The organism is Pantoea sp. MBD-2R, assembly GCF_039134845.1.
Lineage (GTDB): Bacteria > Pseudomonadota > Gammaproteobacteria > Enterobacterales > Enterobacteriaceae > Erwinia.
Genome location: NZ_CP152417.1, coordinates 3758693 through 3778356 on the forward strand (window position 1 = coordinate 3758693; position 19664 = coordinate 3778356).

The window sequence follows — 19664 nt, forward strand, 5'->3', positions numbered from 1 at the left end:
TAGTCCCTGGCCCGCAGGCGCCGGAGTGAATAAACCAGTGCGCGCAAGGCGCTGCATATAAGGCGCGCATCATAGCACAGGCAGCAAAGGCCATCCCGCCGGAACTGTAACTTTGTTGCAGCCTAACGTCCGCCGCGGATCAATCCGCCTAAGCCACGCCGCTCCATAAAGGCGGCGACCAGATGGCGGACTTCGCTGGCCAGCTGTGCCCGGAGGCTGGTTTCCGCCAGCTTTTGCGCCTCTTCATAATCGATATGATGAAGCAGGTATTTTACCCGGGCCACGTTGCGGCCATTCATGCTGAGGTGGTGATAGCCCAGACCAATCAGCAGCGCAACACAGCTGGAATCTCCCGCCATTTCACCACACAGGCACAGTTCGATACCGGCCAGCTTCGCTTCTTCAGCAATGGTTTTTAACGCCCGCAGCATCGCCGGATGCAGGCTGTCGTACAGGTTCGCTACTCGGGTATTGTTACGATCGACGGCCAGCAAATACTGGGTCAGATCGTTGGTGCCGACGGAAATAAAGTCGACGCGTTTTGCCAGGTGCCCGATCATAAAGATCATTGACGGCACTTCAATCATCACGCCGAGGCGGGGCTTTGGAATGGCGTAGCCGAGCATCTCTTCTACTTCCCGAGCCGCACGCTCGATCAGCCTGATCGCCTCATCAATTTCATCAATGCTGGTGATCATCGGCAGCAAAATGCTCAGATTATCGCTGGCGACGTTGGCCCGTAGCATTGCCCGTACCTGCACAAGAAAGATCTCTGGTTGATCGAGCGTCAGACGGATGCCGCGCCAGCCCAGGCAAGGGTTTTCCTCGCTAATAGGCATGTAGGGCAGCTGTTTATCCGCTCCCACATCGAGCGTTCGCAGCGTCACCGGCTTTTCCAGAAACAGTTGCAGCATGCCCTGATACTGCGCGACCTGCTCCTCTTCAGAAGGGAAGCCGCTTTGTAGCATGAAAGGAATTTCCGTGCGGTACAGCCCCACGCCATCAACCCAGCTACCCAGCGCCTGCTCATGCTCGGCGCTTAATCCGGCGTTGAGCATCACCTTTACCGGCTCGCCCGATTTCAGCGCTGCCGGGCATTCCACCACGTCTTCTGCCAGCTTGCTCAGCTCGTTTTCTTCACTGATAAGACGTTGATATTCCTGCACCAGCATCGGTTCTGGATCGACCAGCAGCTCGCCGCGATAGCCATCCACGACCAATAGCCGGCCGTTCAGCAACTCCGGCTGAATATCAGCACCCATCACCGTTGGAATGCCCATCGCACGAACCATGATCGCCGCGTGAGAGTTCGACGCACCGTCACGAACCACGACGCCTGCGAGACGATCGTGCGGCAGCTCCGCCAGCGTTGTCGCCGTCAGTTCATCAGCGACCAGTACAAAGCGTTCAGGCCAGGTATTAGTGCCCTGCACGGTGTCATCGAGGTGAAAAAGCAGGCGCTGCCCCAGCACGCGCAAGTCGCCAGCCCGTTCGCGAAGGTAGCTATCCTGCAAGCTGGCGAACTGATGGACAAACTTCTCAATGACCTTTTTTACGGCCCACTCGGCTACCGATCCGTTATCGATCTCGGTATAGAGATCTTTTTTCAGGCGATTGTCGCTCAGCAGGTGGGAATAGAGATCGAAGATCGCCGCGCTTTCTTTATGCACGCTGGAGGTGAATCGCTTGCTGTAGCGGCGAAACTCGCCGGAGGCTTCATCCATCGCCAGCGACAATCTTTCACGCTCGCGCGCGGTGTCCAGCGTGGAGGCAGCGAAAACATTTTCCAGCGACGGCTGTGTGCTGTCGACCCAGCCTTCGGCAACGGCAACGCCAGGTGCTGCGGCCAGCGCACGAATACGGGTTTGGCGATACTGACCAAACAGGGCATTAAGCTGTGACTGCGACAGAATTGTCGCCATTTGGGTTGCCAGCGTAACCAAAAACGATTCTTCGCTTTCATCAAACTGGCGGTGTTCCCGCTGCTGAACAACCAGCACGCCAAGCAGCTGACGGCGGCTGATAATCGGTACGCCTAAAAAAGAACGGAAACGCTCCTCTTTGACGGCAGGAACATATTTGAAGCTGGGGTGGCTCTGCGCATCGGCGAGGTTAATCGGTTCGGCAAGACGCCCGACCAGCCCGACGATCCCTTCGTCAAAGGCCAGTGCGACGGTGCGGCCTCGTGGCTTTTTCAAGCCGCGAGTCGCCATCAGGTAATAGCAGCGACGATCGTGATCGGCCAGATAGACCGAACACACTTCGGTATCCATCGCCAGGCAGATCTCGTTAACCAGGATATCCAGCGCCTCGGTCAGCCGGGGCGCCCCTGCCACTTTTTCCACTATCTCGCGCAGCTGTGTAAGCATCATCGGAGTGGCTTACCCTCTTTTCCGTCGATAAAGCGCATTGCGCTGTACGGCGTTCTCCTGCAGCGGCATTACTACGCCAGCAAATTCTTTCATCACCCGGCGATAAACGTCGCGCTTGAAAGAGACTACCTGGCGCACCGGATACCAGAAGCTGACCCAGCGCCAGCCGTCAAATTCCGGCGTGCTGCTGGTCTGCATGTTGATATCCGCGTCATTGCACAATAATTGCAGAAGAAACCACTTCTGTTTCTGGCCGATACAAACCGGCTTTGTGTCCCAACGCACCAAACGTTTTGGCAACTTATAGCGTAACCAGTTTCGGGTAGAGGCAAGAATACGGACATCCTTGCGGTGCAAACCGACTTCTTCGAAAAGTTCTCGATACATCGCTTGTTCCGCGGTTTCGCCAGGGTTAATGCCTCCCTGAGGAAACTGCCAGGAGTGCTGACCATATCTTCTGGCCCACAACACTTGTCCCTGCCTGTTACAAATTACGATACCAACATTCGGGCGGTAGCCATCATCATCGATCACTGGACTACCTCAAACTAAAACTCGGATGTTCTGATTGTTTCATACTCCTCACAGGCGGTAAACCACTGCTTTGCGGCCTTGAACGGCGCTAATCACGGGATAACTCGCAGTTGGAAACAAAGTTATAAACAGAATTTGCCGATTTTACCCGATCTTATTCACCTTTTCTGTGGATAGCTTTGTGCAGAACTCGGTTAACATTTGGGGAAAACTTTCCAGGCCAGCTAAAAGGCAGAGGAATGTCCGCAGCTTAACCTGCTAAATATCATAGGAATTATCTGGAGAACGGCGCAGCTTCGACACCCGTCATACTCCTGTCACAAAGGCATGAGCACCGACTGGACAAAGATCGAACAACGCACCTTTTATCCACAGCTTATGGTGCGATGATAAGCAAAAAAGGGTGAAAAAATGGTAAAATGGTGCCGTCAAGGCTGTAAATCAAAACAGTATTATTGTAAAAAGCGACTTATCCCATTTTTCTGTGGATAACTACGTGTAAGATCCTGTTCATTGTCGGTGACAACTCGCGCATAACCTTGTGGCATGGCTTAGTCATGAGCGGGAGGCAAAATAAAAAGCCATGATTTATCATGCTATTATTCGACTTTTGCACCGCCAGAGTCGGTTAGCCTTCGGCAGGCAAAAAGAGTGGTTATTTTTTAATCAGTTCAAAAAGGTTATTCATGGTATCTGATTTTGTTGCGGTTACGCCCCCTGAAAATGAAACGATCCTGCTGGAGCGGGCGCAGCGGCTGGCAGGTTATACGCTGGGCGAACTGGCGTTACGAGCCGGTCTGCCGATCCCGCCCGATCTTCGCCGGGATAAAGGCTGGGTCGGCATGCTGCTTGAACGCTACCTGGGTGCCAGCGCAGGCAGTAAGCCAGAACAGGATTTTGCGGAGATTGGCGTGGAGCTGAAAACCATCCCGATTGATGCGCTGGGACGCCCGCTGGAAACAACTTTCGTCTGCGTCGCTCCCCTGACGGGTAACAGCGGCGTGACGTGGGAAACCAGTCACGTGCGTCATAAGCTAACCCGAGTGCTGTGGGTCCCGGTGGAAGGCGAACGCACTATTCCGCTGGCGATACGTCGGGTCGGTGCACCGCTGCTGTGGAGTCCCAGCCAGCAAGAAGAGACTTTGCTGCGCTGTGACTGGGAAGAACTGATGGATATGATTGTGCTTGGCCAGGTCGAACGTATCACCGCGCGGCATGGCGAAGTGCTGCAAATCCGGCCAAAAGCCGCGAACAGTAAAGCGCTTACCGAAGGGATTGGTGAAAATGGTCAACCGATCATGACGTTGCCACGCGGCTTTTACCTGAAAAAAACCTTTACTGCCCCCCTGCTTGCCCGCCATTTTTTACTGTAAAGCTTTAGCTGCTTGCCGCCTGACCAGGTATACTCTTCGTTTACCTTTCGTTTAGGATGCGATGTTAGTATGTTTGATTGGATTGCAGATCCCAATGCCTGGCTGGCGCTGGGTACGCTAACGATTCTTGAAATCGTTCTGGGTATTGATAATATTATTTTCCTCTCTCTGGTTGTCGCCAAACTTCCCAAAAAGCAGCAGCATGCAGCCCGCCGTCTGGGCCTTGCGGGCGCAATGTTGATGCGTCTGGGCCTGTTAGCGTCTATCGCCTGGGTTATTCGTCTGACTACGCCGCTGTTTACCGTGATGGATCACAGCTTCTCCGCCCGTGATTTGATTCTGCTGTTTGGCGGCCTGTTTCTGCTGTGGAAATCCAGCCAGGAAATCCATGAAACCATTGAAGGCGGCGAAGAAGAGCATCAGACCAACGTTCACTCATTTTTCGGCGCTATCGTGCAGATTATGCTGCTGGATATTATCTTCAGCCTTGATTCGGTCATTACGGCGGTCGGGCTCTCCGATCATCTGATTATCATGATGGCGGCGGTGGTTATTTCCGTTGGCGTGATGATGTTCGCGGCCCGTACGATTGGCGAATTCGTCGAGCGTCATCCTTCGGTGAAAATGCTGGCGCTGAGTTTCCTGATCCTGGTTGGCTTTACGCTGATGCTGGAAAGTTTCAGCGTCCACGTGCCTAAAGGCTATATCTATTTCGCCATGTTCTTCTCTATGGCCGTAGAGTGCCTGAATTTGCTGCGTAATAAAAAGAATCACGCTTAATAGTGCCTGGCCGGTTTTGCCGGCCAGTTTCCTCCTGCCCCCTGGTCATATCACTTTACGAAAAATGTCAATGTTCTGACGTGCTGATGCCATAAATTCAGAGTTCTGCGGTTACGTATTGCGCAAAAATACGCTATTACTACTCCAACAAGTTACAGCAGCTAAGGGAGCAAAATATGAAGGTACTGTCTGGCGCAGTGGTGCTGATGCTGGCCACACTGCTCGGTGGATGTAGTAGCGATTACGTGATGGCAACCCGGGATGGCAAGATGATTATGACGCAGGGAAAACCTGAAATAGATAAAGATACGGGCCTGGTCAAATATACCGATAGCTCAGGTCATGAATTACAAATCAATGGCGATGACGTCTCATCGATTGTGGAACGTTAATCTTTTATAGCAGAACGCCAGGCATCCGATCCGCTTTCGCCACCGCAATATTAACGCTGGGGTGGCGCCGTAGCACTTCCCGATAAATCGCCTCTTCCCCCTCTTGCACCTGACGGTTATAGTCAAAAGCCGGACTGCGGCAGTATCTCCGCGCTTTGCAGTAGCAAAAGGTCCAGGTTCAGCTTTTAATAATGAAAAAAAGGAAGCCGGCAAATGCACTATCATCGTATCCCCCACAGCACGCTGGAAGTTAGCCGCCTTGGTTTAGGCACTATGACGTTTGGCGAACAGAACAGCGAAGCCGATGCTCATGCCCAGCTGGATTTAGCACTACGTTCAGGTATTAATTTTATTGATACCGCCGAAATGTATCCGGTGCCGCCGCGCCCGGAAACGCAGGGACTCACGGAAAAATATATCGGCAGCTGGCTGAAGGCTCGCGGCAGCCGTGACAAAATCGTGCTGGCCTCTAAAATCGCTGGTCCGATACGCGGCACCGACGCGTCTATTCGTCCAGGCCAGGCGCTGGATCGTAAAAATATCCGCGAGGCGCTGGATGCCAGCCTGAAACGGCTTAACACGGATTATCTGGATCTCTATCAGCTGCACTGGCCGCAGCGGCAGACCAATTACTTCGGCAAGCTGAATTATGACTATGCCGAGAGTACGGCAACGGTTACGCTGCTGGAAACGCTGGAGGCGCTAAACGAACAGGTTCGGGCTGGAAAAATTCGCTACATTGGCGTGTCTAACGAAACGCCATGGGGCGTGATGCGCTACCTGCAACTGGCAGAAAAGCATGAGCTGCCACGCATCGTCAGTATCCAGAACCCCTATAGCCTGCTGAACCGCAGCTTTGAGGTTGGCCTGGCAGAAATCAGCCAGCACGAAGGCGTAGAGCTGCTGGCCTATTCCTGCCTGGCGTTTGGTACGCTAAGCGGAAAATATCTCAACGGCGCAAAACCGGAAGGCGCTCGCAATACGCTATTCAGCCGCTTTACGCGTTACAGCGGCGAACAGGCACAGCTGGCCATTGCGGAATATGTCGCGCTGGCCAAAAAGCATAATTTAGATCCTTCGCAGATGGCGCTGGCTTTTGTGCGTCAGCAGCCGTTTGTCGCCAGCACGTTGCTGGGTGCTACCACGCTGGAACAGCTTAAGATCAATATTGACAGCTACAATCTGACGCTGGATGAAGAGGTGATGCAGGCGCTGGAAGCGATTCACCGTCGTTATACTTTCCCGGCCCCTTAATGGTCAACAGGGCGGGAAAAGTCCCGCCCGGATATTTTTGGCAGGGTGCAGGCAAGAGAAACTCAGGCCTTTCATGAAAATGCCAGAAACGGCTTCCATGCCGGCGCGACCAGAGCCATCCATGGCGCTGGTCGCCTGTTCCGGGCCTGAGCTCCACGCGCTTTAGATTTGTCTGCGCTTTTGCGCCAGCTGCCATCCCCAGAGTACCGCAATCGCCAGCGCAAACAGCGCACCAAACCCGACTCCTGTCGCTACCGGCGGCGCACCCAGCTTGATCGCCACGGAATAGATGCCCAGCATCAGCAGCATTGCGCTGTTTTCACCAAGATTCTGTACGGCGATGGCGTTCCCCGCACCGACGCTCTCTTTACCACGCATTTGTAGCAGCGCGTTCAGCGGCACTACAAAAAAGCCGCCCAGCATGCCAATGATCACCAGCAGCGCGTAAGCGCCAGCGGCAGTGTGCTGCAACGAGAAAAACACCACGGCAACGCCAATCAGCACGCCTGCGGGCATACAGCGACCGACCGTTTTTAGCGTGACAATTTTTGCTGCGGCAATCGCCCCAACAACAATACCGATGGCGACCATCGCGTTCAGCAACGTCGGTGTTTTGTTGTCGGTAATACCCAGCGCCACGGGCACCCACAATACCAGCAGGAAACGTAACGTGACGCCTGCGCCCCAGAACAAACTGGTGCCCACCAGCGAGAAGCGGGTTTCACCATCACGCCACAGGAGGCGGCAGGCGCGGAAGAAACTTGCCGACATCTGTACGGGATGCCACGTTTGTCCAGGACGTGCGGCAGCCAGTTTTGGGATCAGCAGATTCGCTGTAACCGCCAGACCATACGCCACCACACAGGCAATCAGCGCCGCCAGCAGGTTCCAGTCGGCCAGCACGCCACCGGCGATGGATCCGATCAGGATCGCCGCAATGGTCGACGACTCCATCAGTCCATTGGCTTTAACCAGCGTTTCGCCGCCGGTTATCTCGCCTAAAATGCCATATTTAGCCGGAGAATAGGCTGCCGCGCCGACGCCCACCAGGCTGTAGCCGATAAACGGATTAAAACCAAAACAGATCGCCAGCGCGCCCAGCAGCTTCAGGCCGTTGGCGAACATCATCACCCGGCCTTTCGCAAAGCTGTCCGCCACCTGACCGACAAACGGCGCGAGAATGATATAGGTAGCGACAAAAACCATTTGCAGCACCGGCTGGCTCCAGTCGGGATACACCTGCTGTTTTAGCACTGCCAGCGTCGCGAACAGCAGGGCATTGTCGCCGAATGCAGAAAAGAACTGGGCGGCAATCACCGCCAGCATGCTGCGGGAAAACAGGCTTTCGCGGGTCTTACTCATCTTTATTCTCCGCAAGCGCCATGCCGTTTAGGGTAACAAAATCGGGCTTCCCGCTGCCCAACAACGGCAGCTGTTGCAGGTAGCGAATATCACGCGGCACGGCCAGTTCAGGGCTTCCTGACTCGCGAGCGGCGCGCTGCAACCGATCGCGGGTTAAATCGCTGTCGGTAGTAAACAAGACCAGGGCTTCTCCCCGATTGCCGTCCGGCTTCATCGAGGCAGCGTGCTGTTTCTCTGCCGAGGCTTTCAGGGCTATTTGCTCCACGGTCTCAAGCGACACCATCTCACCGGCAATTTTGGCAAAGCGTTTCGCGCGCCCCTGAATCTGACAGAAACCATGTTCGTCAAAGCTAACGATATCGCCGGTGTCATACCAGCCGGCTTCCATTTGCCCTTCGCCATTATCGGCCTGAGGCGCTTCCAGCACGCCTGGCTTCTCCACGCGCAGATAGCCTTTCATGATATTTGGGCCACGTAGCTGGAGCTGGCCGCCCTGCTCAATACCCGGCACCGCAATCAGGCGCGAATCCATGCCCGGTAAAATACGGCCAACGGTATGATTTTTAGCGGCCATCGGGACGTTGATCGCCACCACAGGTGCGCACTCCGTGACGCCGTAGCCTTCAAGAATGCGGATGCCAAATTTATCCATCCACGCCTGGCGCGTGTTTTCCTGAAGTTTTTCCGCACCGGCGACAACATAGCGCAAGCGCGCAAAATCGTAAGGATTGGCGAAACGGGCGTAGTTGCCAAGGAAAGTCGAGGTGCCGAACAACACCGTACAGTTCCGGTCATAAACCAGCTCAGGCACGATGCGGTAATGAAGCGGGCTTGGGTAGAGGAACACCTGGGCGCCGGTCATCAGCGGCGTAAACAGGCCAACCGTCAGACCAAACGCATGGAACAGCGGTAGCGCCGACATAAAACGGTCGCGCGGCGTAAAGTCAGCCACGGTGCGGATTTGCTCGACGTTGGCCAGCAGGCTTTTATGCGAATGCACCACGCCTTTTGGGTGGCCCTCGGAGCCAGAGGTAAACAGCACCATCGCCGCCTCTTCCGGCTGCTGCGGGACGGCCGCAAGACGAGGGAGAAGCAGGCGGCTTAAGATCCAGAGCTTATCCTGAGCGGTGACGGTATCCTTCAGATCCTCAAGGAAAATCCATTTCACCTGCGTCAGTTCTTCCGGCAGATGCCAGAGCTTGCCTTTCTCCATAAACTGACGGGAAGTGAACACGGTTTTCACCTCAGCGGCTTGCAGCGCGCTGCCCAGTCCCTTGACGCCTGCCGTATAGTTCAGCATTGCCGGCACGCGGCCGCGCATCGTCGCGCCAAGGATCGCCGCCGCCGTGACGGTCGTATTCGGCAACAGCAGACCGATATATTCGCCAGATGAGGTATAACGCTCCAGTATGCGCCCCACGCCCAGCGCCTTTTTCAGCAGGCCGGTATAGCTGTCAGGACGGAAATTGACGTCTTCAATACAGGGCTTAAACAGTCCGTAACGGTGACGGGCAGAGAGAAAAGCCTGATAGAGCGTTTCACGCGGGCGCACCGCCATACGCGCTTCCATCATAATATGATGCAGATGCTCACCGGCCAGCTTGCGACGCTCACGTGCGGTTTTGGCTTCCGGCATCGGAATGGTGGTAGCAGGCAGCACGGTCAGGCTGATGCGGGGAAACAGGCGACGCTTAAACACCCCACCCAGACGGCCAAAAGGCGAGTATTCCGCGCCTTCAATGCGCATGGGCACCACGGTAGCCTGAGATTTTGCCGCGACAAAACCCGCACCGTCGTAAATTTTCATCAGGGAGCCGGTGACGGTAATACGTCCTTCCGGGAAGATGACCACCGGTCGTCCGGTATTGATCAGTTTTACCAGATGCTTAACCGACAGTGGCTTGGTGGGATCCAGCGGAACGAAATCGATCAGCGGACGCAACCCGCGCATGTACCACTGTTCGCTGATGGAGGAATAGACCGCAAATACCGGTTTAATCGGCAGAAACAGCGCCAGCAGCATGCCATCCAGAAACGACATGTGATTGGGAACAATCAGCACTTTCTCTTTATGCAGAGCCGACAGATCGCCGCCGAGTGAGGTACGAAACGCCACGCGAAAAAGCAGGCGAAAAAATGAAAATAACATGCCATCTCCTTAGCTAAAAAACTGCCTGTAACGATGCAGGATATAGCGACACAAGACAATGCAGTAGGTGAAATATTGTGGCGATAAACTTTGCCTTTATGCGTCACCCTTTCGCCATGGGTGCTATACGTTTTACGGCTGTCCAGGCTGGATATAGGGGTTCCGATACCTTTGGCACTTCTGGATTTTTAATGTAATCCGGCAAGCACAGAAAATATTTTGCCCAATAAATATTCCTGCGAGTCCCGGCAAGAGAAATAATCGCCAGACACAAGCTGTCTCTCGCCGAAGTATGTTCTGGTGAGAAATCATTTACGATGAAGAGGGAATGTTTTGATAACAGGGCTTACTCAATAAAGCACGCTTAGAAAAAACGGACCCCAGGGTCCGTTTTTTTATGGCTGAACGCACTTATAAGGCCCAGCCGCCGCCTAACGCGGCGATAAGCTGAACGCTGGCGACCCACTGCGTGCTTTGCAATGACAGCAGGCTTTGCTGCTGGCTGAGGCTGCTGTTTTCCGTGGTCGCCACGTCGAGATAATCGATCATGCCGGCTTCATATTGATTGCGCGTAACGCGGGCTGAATCCTGGGCAGCGGCCGTTGCGCGCTGCTGCGCCAGCATCTCTTCCTGCAAGGTGTTCAGCTCCACCAGATAGTTCTCCACTTCCTGGAAGCCGGTCAATACCGCCTGACGATAGCTGGCAACGTCGGCATCATAAGCGGCTCTGGCCTGTTCCACTTTAGATGAGGTCGCGCCAAAGTCCAGCAGCGTGCCGCTGAGCGACGGGCCAAGCGACCAGACGCGATTTGGCAGCGAAATCAGATTATGCAGGGCGGAACTGGTGAACCCACCGGTCGCGCTCAGGGTCAGATCGGGATAATAACCCGCAATGGCCACGCCGACCGCCGCATTGGCCGCCGCTACGTTGCGTTCTGCATAGGCAATATCCGGGCGACGCTGAAGAAGCGAGGATGGCACGGCGTGCGGAATCGCCGGTAGCGTCGCCTTCAGTTCTGCCGCCGGCAGCGTGAATTCCGCTGGCGTCTTACCGATTAGCAGTGCAATGGCGTGCTCAGCCTGCGCACGTTGCCAGCTGAGATCCAGCGCGGAAGCCCGGGCGGTTTCCAGCTGCATCTGTGCCTGAGCGAGCGTGGCGCGGGATTCGCTACCCGCCTGATATTTATTATTAATCACCGTCAGGTAGCGCTGATAGGCGTCAACGCTTTGCTGATACAGCGCAATCTGCTGGTCCATTATCCGCAGCTGGAAGTAGTCCTGCGCCAGCTCAGACTGCGCGCTGAGGGTAATGTTAGCCAGTTCGGCCGCGCTGGCCTGCGCGCTGGCTTTGTTCTCTTCCAGCGTGCGCCTGAGCTTGCCCCAGATATCCAGTTCCCAGCTGGCGCTGGCTTCCAGAGACTGGCTGTTGCTGGTCGTTCGTTGGCCGGTGCCGCTGGTACTGCTCCCCGCGGCTCCGCTGCGCGTAGAGGAACCGGTCCAGGTCGCGCTGGGGAACAGATCGGAACGAGATTCCGAAACCAGCGCCTTCGCCTGGCGATATTGCGCCTCATACTGCGCGACGTTTTGGTTAGAAACAGAGACCTGGCTCAGTAATCCGCTCAGCGTGGCATCATGGTAGACCGTCCACCATTCGCCTTTGCTTTGCGCATCCTGCGGCGTGGCCTCACGCCAGCCTTTTGCCTCTTTATACTGCGTTGGCACGTTGACCGTCGGGCGATGGTAATCAGGCCCAACGGCGCAGCCGCTGAGAAGCAACGCCAGCAAAACGGGTGTGAGTTTATTCATTTTCATCATTAATTAGCTCTGAGGCGTGCCCACTGCCGTTTGGTGGCACGGCTGGCGCGGTCAAGATAGAGATACACCACCGGCGTGGTGAACAGCGTTAATAACTGGCTCAGCGCCAGACCGCCCGCAATGGCCAGCCCTAACGGACTGCGCAGATCGGCATCACCACCGCTGCCGAGCGCCAGCGGCAGTGCACCAAAGAACGCGGCCAGCGTGGTCATCATAATCGGACGGAAGCGCATCAGGCACGCCTGCGTAATCGCCTGCTGAGGTGAAAGCCCCTGATTACGCTCGGCGGCCAGCGCAAAGTCGATCATCATAATGGCGTTCTTTTTCACAATGCCGATCAGTAACAGGATGCCGATCAGCGCGATGACCGTCAGCTGCGTTCCGGTCAGCAACATCAGCAACAGCGCGCCGACCCCGGCAGAAGGCAGCGTGGAGAGAATGGTCAGCGGGTGAATATAGCTTTCATAGAGCATGCCCAACACGATATAGACGGCAATCAGCGCCGCCAGGATCAGCCACGGCATGGAAGAAGTAAGATCGGCAAAGGCTTTCGCCGTGCCCTGGAAGCCCGCCTGAACGGTATCCGGCAAGGCAATCTTCGCCATCGCGGTTTTGATTAACGCCTGCGCCTGCTCCAGCGAGACGCCGTCCGCCAGGTTAAAGGCGATCGTGCTGGTTGCAGACTGCCCCTGGTGCGCGACCGACAGCGGTGCATTCGCGCCGCTAAAGCTGGCAAAGGCGGAAAGCGGGATCTGCTCGCCAGAATCGTTCACCACATACAGCTTATTGAGCATCTCGGGATCGCGGGTGTAAGCATCCTGCAACGACATCACCACGTGATACTGGTTCAGCGTTTTATATAGCGTCGCCACCTGCCGCTGAGCAAAAGAGTTGTTCAGCATCGTATCAATCATATTCACATCCACGCCGAGCCTTTTGGCGCGGTCGCGATCGATATTGATCATCACTTCCTGACCGCCTGTCTGAGAATCGGAGTCCACGCTGGTTAACTGCGGGATCGCTTCCAGCGCGGCTTTCACCTTTGGCGTCCAGACGCGCAGCGTATCCAGATCGTCAGCCTGCAAACTGTACTGATAGCTGGCGTTGGCGCTGCGTCCGCCAATGTGAATATCCTGCGCCGCCATCAGAAACAGCTCGACGCCGGGAATATTTTTCGTTTTCCCGCTCAGGCGGTTGGCAACTTCCGTTGCGGTCGCGTCGCGCAGCTTATAGTCCTTCAGATGCACAAAGAAATTCGCTGTATTCCGCGAGCCGAACGCCCCGCTGCCCATCGATGACATCACGCCATCGACCGCCGGGTCCTGCTGGATCATTTTGGCGAACTGTTGCAGCTTCGGCTTCATGTCCTGGAAAGAGACGTTCTGATCGGCGCGCAGCATGCCCATCAGCAGGCCGGTATCCTGATTAGGGAAGAAACCTTTCTGCACCACCGAATAGAGGAACAGATTAAGGATCACCGTCAGGATCAGGCTGAACAACGTCAGGCGCTGATGACGCATCACCCAGTTCAGCGCGCGGGAATAGGCTGCCAGCAGACGATTTAGCCCGTTTTCGATCCACTGGTAAACCGGATGCGGTCGCCGTGTCACTTCCGGCTTGCGTTTCAGCAGGCGCGAACAGAGCATTGGCGTCAGGCTGAGCGAGACGATCATGGAGATGATCAGGGAAACGGTCAGCGTGACGGCAAATTCGCGGAACAGGCGTCCGACGATGCTCCCCATCAGCAAGATGGGAATGAACACCGCCACCAGCGACAGCGTCATCGACAGCACGGTAAAACTCACCTCGTGTGCGCCTTTTAACGCAGCACGCACCGGGCTTAGCCCCTCCTCGATATAGCGCGTGATGTTTTCCAGCACCACGATTGCGTCGTCGACCACAAAACCGGTAGCGATAATCAGCGCCATCAACGAGAGATTATCCAGGCTGTAGCCCAGCAAATACATCACCGCACAGGTGCCTATCAGCGACACCGGCAGCGCCAGTGCCGGGATCACCACCGCCTGCAAATTACGCAGGAAAACAAACACCACGCCAATCACCAGCATCATGGCGATCAGCAGCGTCTCTTCGGTGTCATACAGTGAATCACGAACGTTAGGCGAACGATCCACAACGATATGGAGTTTCGTATCCGCGGGCAAATCTTTTTCCAGAGCGGGAAGCTGCGCTTTGATCGCATCAATCGTCTCCAGCATGTTGGCGCCCGCCTGGCGGGTTACGCCAATCATCACCGACGGTGAATCGTTGTAATAACCGAGGTTGTATTTGTCTTCGACGGAGTCATAAACGGTCGCGACATCGCTCAGACGGATGGCGCGGCCGTCCTGATAGCTAACGATCAGGTTACGATACTGGCTGGCCTGCTCAAGCTGTCCGTTACCATCCACCACCCACGACTGTTTGTCGCCCTGCAACATGCCTTTAGGCAGATTGGTGGTGCTGTTGGCCACCGCTTCCCGCACTTTATCGAGCGAGACGCCGAAATGCGTCAACATCTGCGGTTGCAGATCGATTCTGACCGCGGGCAGCGCACTTCCCATCAGCGAGACATCGCCTACGCCCTGCACCTGCGCAATTTTTTGCTCGATTTTGCTTTCGGCCAGGTCGTAAAGTTCGCCTTTGGAACGGGTCGATGACGTCAGCGCCAGCATCACAATCGGTGCGTCAGACGGATTGGCCTTACGGTAGGTGGGGAGCGAGGCCATACTGCTCGGCAGCAGGCTGCGCGCTGCATTGATCGCGGCCTGCACGTCACGCGCCGCACCGTTGATATCGCGGTTCAGCTCGAACTGCAAAATGATATTAGTGGAACCCTGCGAGCTGCTGGAGGTCATCTCGGTAATGCCCGCGATTTGCCCCAGCGAACGTTCAAGCGGCGTGGCGACCGTCGCAGCCATGGTTTCCGGGCTGGCTCCTGCCAGACTGGCGGAAACCATAATGGTCGGAAAATCAACCTGCGGCAGCGGCGCAACGGGCAGCAGACGATAGCCCAGCGCGCCGAGCAGCAGCAGGGCCAGCGTCAACAGCAGGGTCGTGACGGGCCGGAAGATAAAGAAGCGGGAAATATTCATCCACGCGCCTTACGCATTCTGCGACGGCCACGCTCTGCCAGACGGTCAAACCACAAATAAATGACCGGCGTGGAGAACAGCGTCAGCACCTGGCTGAAAATCAGCCCGCCGACAATCACCAGGCCCAGCGGCTGGCGCAGCTCCGCGCCCGACCCGGATGCCAGCATCAGCGGCAGCGCCCCCAGCAATGCCGCCATGGTCGTCATCAAAATCGGCCGGAAACGCAGCAGACAGGCCTGATGGATCGCCTCACGTGGGCTGAGATGCTGGTTTTTCTCCGCATCCAGCGCAAAGTCGATCATCATAATCGCATTCTTTTTCACTATGCCGATCAGCAGTATCACGCCGATTAACGCAATCAGGCTGAACTCGCTACCTGCCAGCAGCAGCGTCAGCAACGCGCCGACCGCCGCCGACGGCAGCGTGGAAAGAATAGTCACCGGATGGATAAAGCTTTCATACAGAATGCCCAGCACCACGTACATGGTCATCAAGGCAGCCAGGATCAGCCACAGCGTGTTGCTGGTGGCGCTCTGGAACGCATCGGCTTCGCCCTGATAGCGCAGCGTAATACTGGAAGGCTGTTTCAGGCTTTCCTGCGTTTCTGCAATCGCCTTCTGAGCCTCTTCCAGCGAGTAGCCGTCGTTGAGGTTGAAAGAGACCGTGACCGCCGGGAACTGATTCAGGCGCATATGCACCAGCGATCCAATCCGCTGATGAATTTTGGCAATTGAGGTCAGACGCACCATGCCGGTGCTGCTGCCGCTTGATGAACTGCTGGCAGAAGAGGAGCTTGATGACGAAGCGCTGGTGCTGCTTGCCGAACTGGAACTGCTGTCCGTGCTGGAAGAGGCCGCCAGCCAGATATCGTTAAACGAGGCTGGTGACTGCTGATACTGCGGCGCAACTTCCAGCACCACGCGATACTGGTTTGACTGGGTAAAAATCGTCGAGACCAGCCGCTGGCCAAACGCGTTATAAAGCGCGGTATCGACGTCAGAGGCGGTAATGCCATAGCGCGCGGCGGCATCGCGGTTCAACTCAACGTAAGCCACCTGTCCCTGATCCTGAAGGTTGCTCACTACCGAGCTGAACTCAGGCCGCTTTTGCAGCGCCGCCACCAGCTTAGGCGACCAGCTTACCAGGTTTTCACTGTCGGCATCGTCCAGCGAGAACTGATATTTATCCGCCGTCACCTGATCGTTAACCGTCAGATCCTGCGCAGCCTGCATATAAAGCTGGATCCCCGGCACGTTTTTCGTCGCCTGTTGCAGCTCGGCAATCACCGCATCGGCACGTTCGTCGCGCTCGTCAAAAGACTTCAGGTTGATCTGCAAACGACCGCTGTTCAGGCTGGTATTGGTGCCATCAATACCGATGGTGGACGACAGGCTGTCCACCGCCGGATTTTTCAGCACGATTTCCGCCAGCTGCTGCTGTCGCTTTGCCATCTCACTGAAGGAAACATCCTGCGAGGCAACCGTCACACCCTGAATCAAACCGGTATCCTGCGACGGGAAAAAGCCTTTTGGAATAATCAGATAAAGCAAGGCGGTAAACACCAGCGTTGCCAGCGCCACCAGCAACGTCAGGCGCTGATGGTTAAGCACAATGGTCAGCAGACGGTCATAACCCGCGATCAGCTTATCGAAGAACTGTCCGCCTTTGCGGTAAAAACGCGTCTGCTTCTCTTCCGGGATATGCCGCAGCAGATAAGCACAGAGCATTGGCGTCAGCGTCAGGGAAACCAGCATTGAAACCAGAATCGACACCGCCAGGGTGATGGCAAACTCGCGGAACAACCGCCCTACTACATCACCCATAAACAGCAGCGGGATCAGGACAGCGATCAGCGAGAAGGTCAGTGAGATGATGGTAAAGCCAATTTGCGCCGAGCCTTTCAGCGCCGCTTCCATGGGCGTTTCGCCCTGCTCCAGCCGGCGGGAGATGTTCTCCACCACTACGATGGCGTCATCGATAACGAAGCCGGTGGCAATGGTCAGCGCCATCAGCGACAGGTTATTCAGGCTGAAGCCCGAGAGATACATCACGCCAAAGGTGCCGACCAGCGACAGCGGAACGGCCACGCTGGGGATCAGCGTGGCTGCAACGTTGCGCAGGAACAGGAAAGTGACCATCACCACCAGCGCAATCGACAGCATCAGCTCAAACTGCACGTCGCTGATAGAAGCACGAATAGTCTGCGTGCGGTCGGAGAGGATCTGGATTTTCACGCCATCCGGCAGCGCCGCCTGCAACGCTGGCAGCTGGGCTTTAATATTATCGACAACCGAGATGACGTTAGCGCCGGGCTGACGCTGCACGGCAATCACGATGGCAGGCGTATTATTGGCCCACGCAGACTGATAGGTGTTTTCCGCCGCTTCTTCGATATGGGCAATATCATGCAGCCTGAGCGCCGCGCCGTTCTGATACGTCAGGATCAGGTTGCCGTACTCTTCGGCGGTGCGTAGCTGATCGTTGGCATCAATGGTCACCGAGTGATATGTGCCGTCAAAGCCCCCTTTCGACCCATTGACGTTACTGTTGCTAATCAGCGTGTTGACATCTTCCAGCGTCAGGCCGTGCGCCGCCAGCGCTTTCGGATCCATCCGCACCCGGATAGCGGGCTGATGCCCCCCGGCCAGCGTCACCATCCCCACCCCGGAAATCTGCGACAGCTTCAGCGCAACCCGCGTGTTAACCAGATCCTGCACCTTAATCAGCGGCAGCGTATCCGAGCTGGCCGCCAGGGTGATAACCGCCGTGTCCGCCGGGTTCACCTTTTTATAGGTCGGCGGATTGGGCAGATCGGACGGCAGCAGGCTGTCTGCCGCATTGATCGCCGCCTGCACTTCCTGTTCGGCCACGTCCAGCGAGAGGTCAAGAGAGAACTTCAGCGTAATTACCGAGGAACCGCTTGAGCTGCTGGACGCCATCTGGCTCAGGCCCGCCATCTGCCCGAGCTGGCGCTCCAGCGGCGCGGTAACGCTGGATGCCATCACGTCGGGACTGGCGCCAGGATAGAGCGTCGTCACCTGAATAGTGGGATAGTCCACCTGCGGCAGCGCCGAGGTGGAAAGAAATTTATAGGCAAAGATGCCGGAGATCAGCACGCCGATCATCAGCAAAATTGTCGCGACCGGGCGCTCGATAAACAGGCGGGAAGGATTCATTGCGCTTTCGCGTTCCCGCTGGCCGCTTTGGTTTCGTCAGCCGTTACCACAGAGACTTTGCTGCCGCTGCTCAGACGATCGATGCCCACGGTCACAACCTGCTCGCCTGCGGTGACACCTTCCAGGATCGCCTGCTGCGAATCGCCCAGCGTCGGGCCGGTTTTTACCGCTTTGCGCGTCACGGTCTGGTCTTTATTAATCACGTAGACAAAGCTGCCGTCGCTGCTCAGCTGCAACGCCTGGGCGGGGATCACCGTGGCCTGTTTCAGCGTGCCGGTTTGCAGCCGCAGATTCACAAACTGGTTCGGATAGAGCGCCTCATCCTCATTGGCAAACAGCGCTTTCAGCTCGATTGAGCCGGTGCTGGTGTCAATCTGGTTGCTGATAAATTTCACGCTGCCGGTCGCCAGCTGGCTGTTGCCATCCTGATCGAAGGCGGCGGCCGGTAAACTCTGGCCGTTGTGCAGCGCCTTTATCAGCGTGGAGATATTGCTTTGCGGCACGCTGAACGTAACAGCGGCAGGCTGGGTCTGCGTAACGGTGACAATGCCGGTCGTATCGCTGCTGTGCACCATATTTCCTTCATCAACTAAACGCAGGCCAACCCGACCAGAGATAGGTGACGTGATGCGGGCAAATTCAATATTGAGTTTTGCCGCGGCAATCTGCGCCCGATCGGCTTTTACCGCACCGCTATACTGCCCCACCGTTGCAACCTGAGAATCCAGGTCCTGACGGGATAATGAATCCTGCGAATAGAGTTTGCGGTAACGCGCCAGCGTTAACTGCGCGCTGTTCAACAGCGCCTGGTTCTGATTAAGATCGCCCTGGTACTGCGCCAGCGTCGCCTCATAGCTGCGCGGATCGATCTGCGCGAGCAGCTGCCCTGCGGCGACCTTCTGCCCTTCAGTGAAAAAGACGTTGGTCAGCTGGCCATCAACCCGGCTGGTGACGGTGACGGTTGCATTAGGGATCACCGTGCCCAACGCAGTGAGATAAACCGGCACGTCCGCCGTGGTGACGACGCCTGCATGTACCGGCGTTGGGCCTGACATCATCATGCCGCCGGGGCCACCGGGGCCGCCGGGACCTCCAGGCCCCCCCGCGCCTTGTGGCGCACCGGAACCTTTCGGCCAGAAGCGCCATGCCAGTAGTGCAACGAGGATGACCAGAAGCAGTAAAAGGATCTTTTTACGTCGTAGGGATGAGGTTTTCGCAGTCGTTGGGGTCATGAGGCTCTGTAAAATCAGCAATAACGAAGAAACGGCAGCACTCCGCCACCGCCTGAAAAACGCGGGCCAAAAAATGGCCAGCGCTATTATGATTGAGCACGCTGATTAATTTCCATCCTTGTAACGTAAG

General features: G+C 56.1%; 12 protein-coding genes. 4 read left to right on the forward strand and 8 right to left on the reverse strand.

Going from position 1 to position 19664, the window contains the following annotated elements:
- Positions 1-122: 122 nt before the first annotated feature.
- Both ptsP and rppH read right to left on the reverse strand, forming a co-directional pair.
- A complete protein-coding gene (gene ptsP, locus AAGQ96_RS17245; protein ID WP_147200668.1) occupies positions 123-2369 on the reverse strand; it encodes a phosphoenolpyruvate--protein phosphotransferase in 2247 nt (748 codons plus the stop codon).
- Between the two features lie 12 nt (positions 2370-2381).
- Positions 2382-2906, reverse strand: coding sequence for an RNA pyrophosphohydrolase (rppH, locus tag AAGQ96_RS17250; RefSeq protein WP_147199635.1), 525 nt, complete (start codon positions 2904-2906; stop codon positions 2382-2384).
- Positions 2907-3592: 686 nt separating this feature from the next.
- Here rppH and mutH point away from each other — a divergent pair.
- From mutH to AAGQ96_RS17270, 4 genes are all read left to right on the forward strand, one after another.
- Positions 3593-4279, forward strand: coding sequence for a DNA mismatch repair endonuclease MutH (mutH, locus tag AAGQ96_RS17255; protein ID WP_342754138.1), 687 nt, complete (start codon positions 3593-3595; stop codon positions 4277-4279).
- A 69-nt stretch (positions 4280-4348) separates the two neighbouring features.
- Positions 4349-5059 (forward strand): TerC family protein, encoded by a 711-nt coding sequence (locus AAGQ96_RS17260; protein ID WP_147199637.1) that lies wholly within the window; start codon positions 4349-4351, stop codon positions 5057-5059.
- A gap of 176 nt (positions 5060-5235) precedes the next feature.
- The gene (locus AAGQ96_RS17265) at positions 5236-5451 is read left to right on the forward strand and encodes a YgdI/YgdR family lipoprotein (RefSeq protein ID WP_147199638.1); all 216 of its coding nucleotides are present in this window, start codon (positions 5236-5238) and stop codon (positions 5449-5451) included.
- A gap of 213 nt (positions 5452-5664) precedes the next feature.
- Positions 5665-6705: an NADP(H)-dependent aldo-keto reductase gene (locus tag AAGQ96_RS17270; protein ID WP_342754139.1), complete on the forward strand. Its 1041-nt coding sequence runs from the start codon at positions 5665-5667 to the stop codon at positions 6703-6705.
- Positions 6706-6867: 162 nt separating this feature from the next.
- On the opposite strand, the gene lplT is transcribed toward AAGQ96_RS17270, so the two are convergent.
- The 6 genes from lplT to AAGQ96_RS17300 all read right to left on the reverse strand — a co-directional run bounded on the left by lplT (position 6868) and on the right by AAGQ96_RS17300 (position 19534).
- Positions 6868-8067 (reverse strand): lysophospholipid transporter LplT, encoded by a 1200-nt coding sequence (gene lplT / locus AAGQ96_RS17275; protein ID WP_342754140.1) that lies wholly within the window; start codon positions 8065-8067, stop codon positions 6868-6870.
- Positions 8060-10216, reverse strand: a complete 2157-nt coding sequence (aas, locus tag AAGQ96_RS17280; RefSeq protein ID WP_342754141.1) for a bifunctional acyl-ACP--phospholipid O-acyltransferase/long-chain-fatty-acid--ACP ligase — start codon at positions 10214-10216, stop codon at positions 8060-8062. The genes lplT and aas overlap by 8 nt, the downstream gene beginning before the upstream one ends.
- A 411-nt stretch (positions 10217-10627) precedes the next feature.
- On the reverse strand, positions 10628-12028 hold the full coding sequence (locus AAGQ96_RS17285; protein WP_342755581.1) for an efflux transporter outer membrane subunit: 1401 nt from the start codon (positions 12026-12028) through the stop codon (positions 10628-10630).
- Between the two features lie 2 nt (positions 12029-12030).
- Entirely contained in the window at positions 12031-15126 is a 3096-nt protein-coding gene (locus AAGQ96_RS17290; RefSeq protein ID WP_342754142.1) for a multidrug efflux RND transporter permease subunit, read from the reverse strand.
- On the reverse strand, positions 15123-18302 hold the full coding sequence (locus AAGQ96_RS17295) for an efflux RND transporter permease subunit (RefSeq protein ID WP_342754143.1): 3180 nt from the start codon (positions 18300-18302) through the stop codon (positions 15123-15125). Before AAGQ96_RS17295 ends, AAGQ96_RS17290 begins: the two co-directional genes overlap by 4 nt.
- Positions 18299-19534, reverse strand: coding sequence for an MdtA/MuxA family multidrug efflux RND transporter periplasmic adaptor subunit (locus tag AAGQ96_RS17300; protein WP_342754144.1), 1236 nt, complete (start codon positions 19532-19534; stop codon positions 18299-18301). Before AAGQ96_RS17300 ends, AAGQ96_RS17295 begins: the two co-directional genes overlap by 4 nt.
- Between the last annotated feature and the right edge of the window lie 130 nt (positions 19535-19664).

Coding starts and splice junctions, on each gene's coding strand:
- ptsP (WP_147200668.1), bottom strand. CDS start 2,369: ATGCTTACACAGCTGCGCGAGATAGTGGAAAAAGTGGCAGGGGCGCCC.
- mutH (WP_342754138.1), top strand. CDS start 3,593: ATGGTATCTGATTTTGTTGCGGTTACGCCCCCTGAAAATGAAACGATC.
- AAGQ96_RS17260 (WP_147199637.1), top strand. CDS start 4,349: ATGTTTGATTGGATTGCAGATCCCAATGCCTGGCTGGCGCTGGGTACG.
- AAGQ96_RS17265 (WP_147199638.1), top strand. CDS start 5,236: ATGAAGGTACTGTCTGGCGCAGTGGTGCTGATGCTGGCCACACTGCTC.
- AAGQ96_RS17270 (WP_342754139.1), top strand. CDS start 5,665: ATGCACTATCATCGTATCCCCCACAGCACGCTGGAAGTTAGCCGCCTT.
- lplT (WP_342754140.1), bottom strand. CDS start 8,067: ATGAGTAAGACCCGCGAAAGCCTGTTTTCCCGCAGCATGCTGGCGGTG.
- aas (WP_342754141.1), bottom strand. CDS start 10,216: ATGTTATTTTCATTTTTTCGCCTGCTTTTTCGCGTGGCGTTTCGTACC.
- AAGQ96_RS17285 (WP_342755581.1), bottom strand. CDS start 12,028: ATGAAAATGAATAAACTCACACCCGTTTTGCTGGCGTTGCTTCTCAGC.
- AAGQ96_RS17290 (WP_342754142.1), bottom strand. CDS start 15,126: ATGAATATTTCCCGCTTCTTTATCTTCCGGCCCGTCACGACCCTGCTG.
- AAGQ96_RS17295 (WP_342754143.1), bottom strand. CDS start 18,302: ATGAATCCTTCCCGCCTGTTTATCGAGCGCCCGGTCGCGACAATTTTG.
- AAGQ96_RS17300 (WP_342754144.1), bottom strand. CDS start 19,534: ATGACCCCAACGACTGCGAAAACCTCATCCCTACGACGTAAAAAGATC.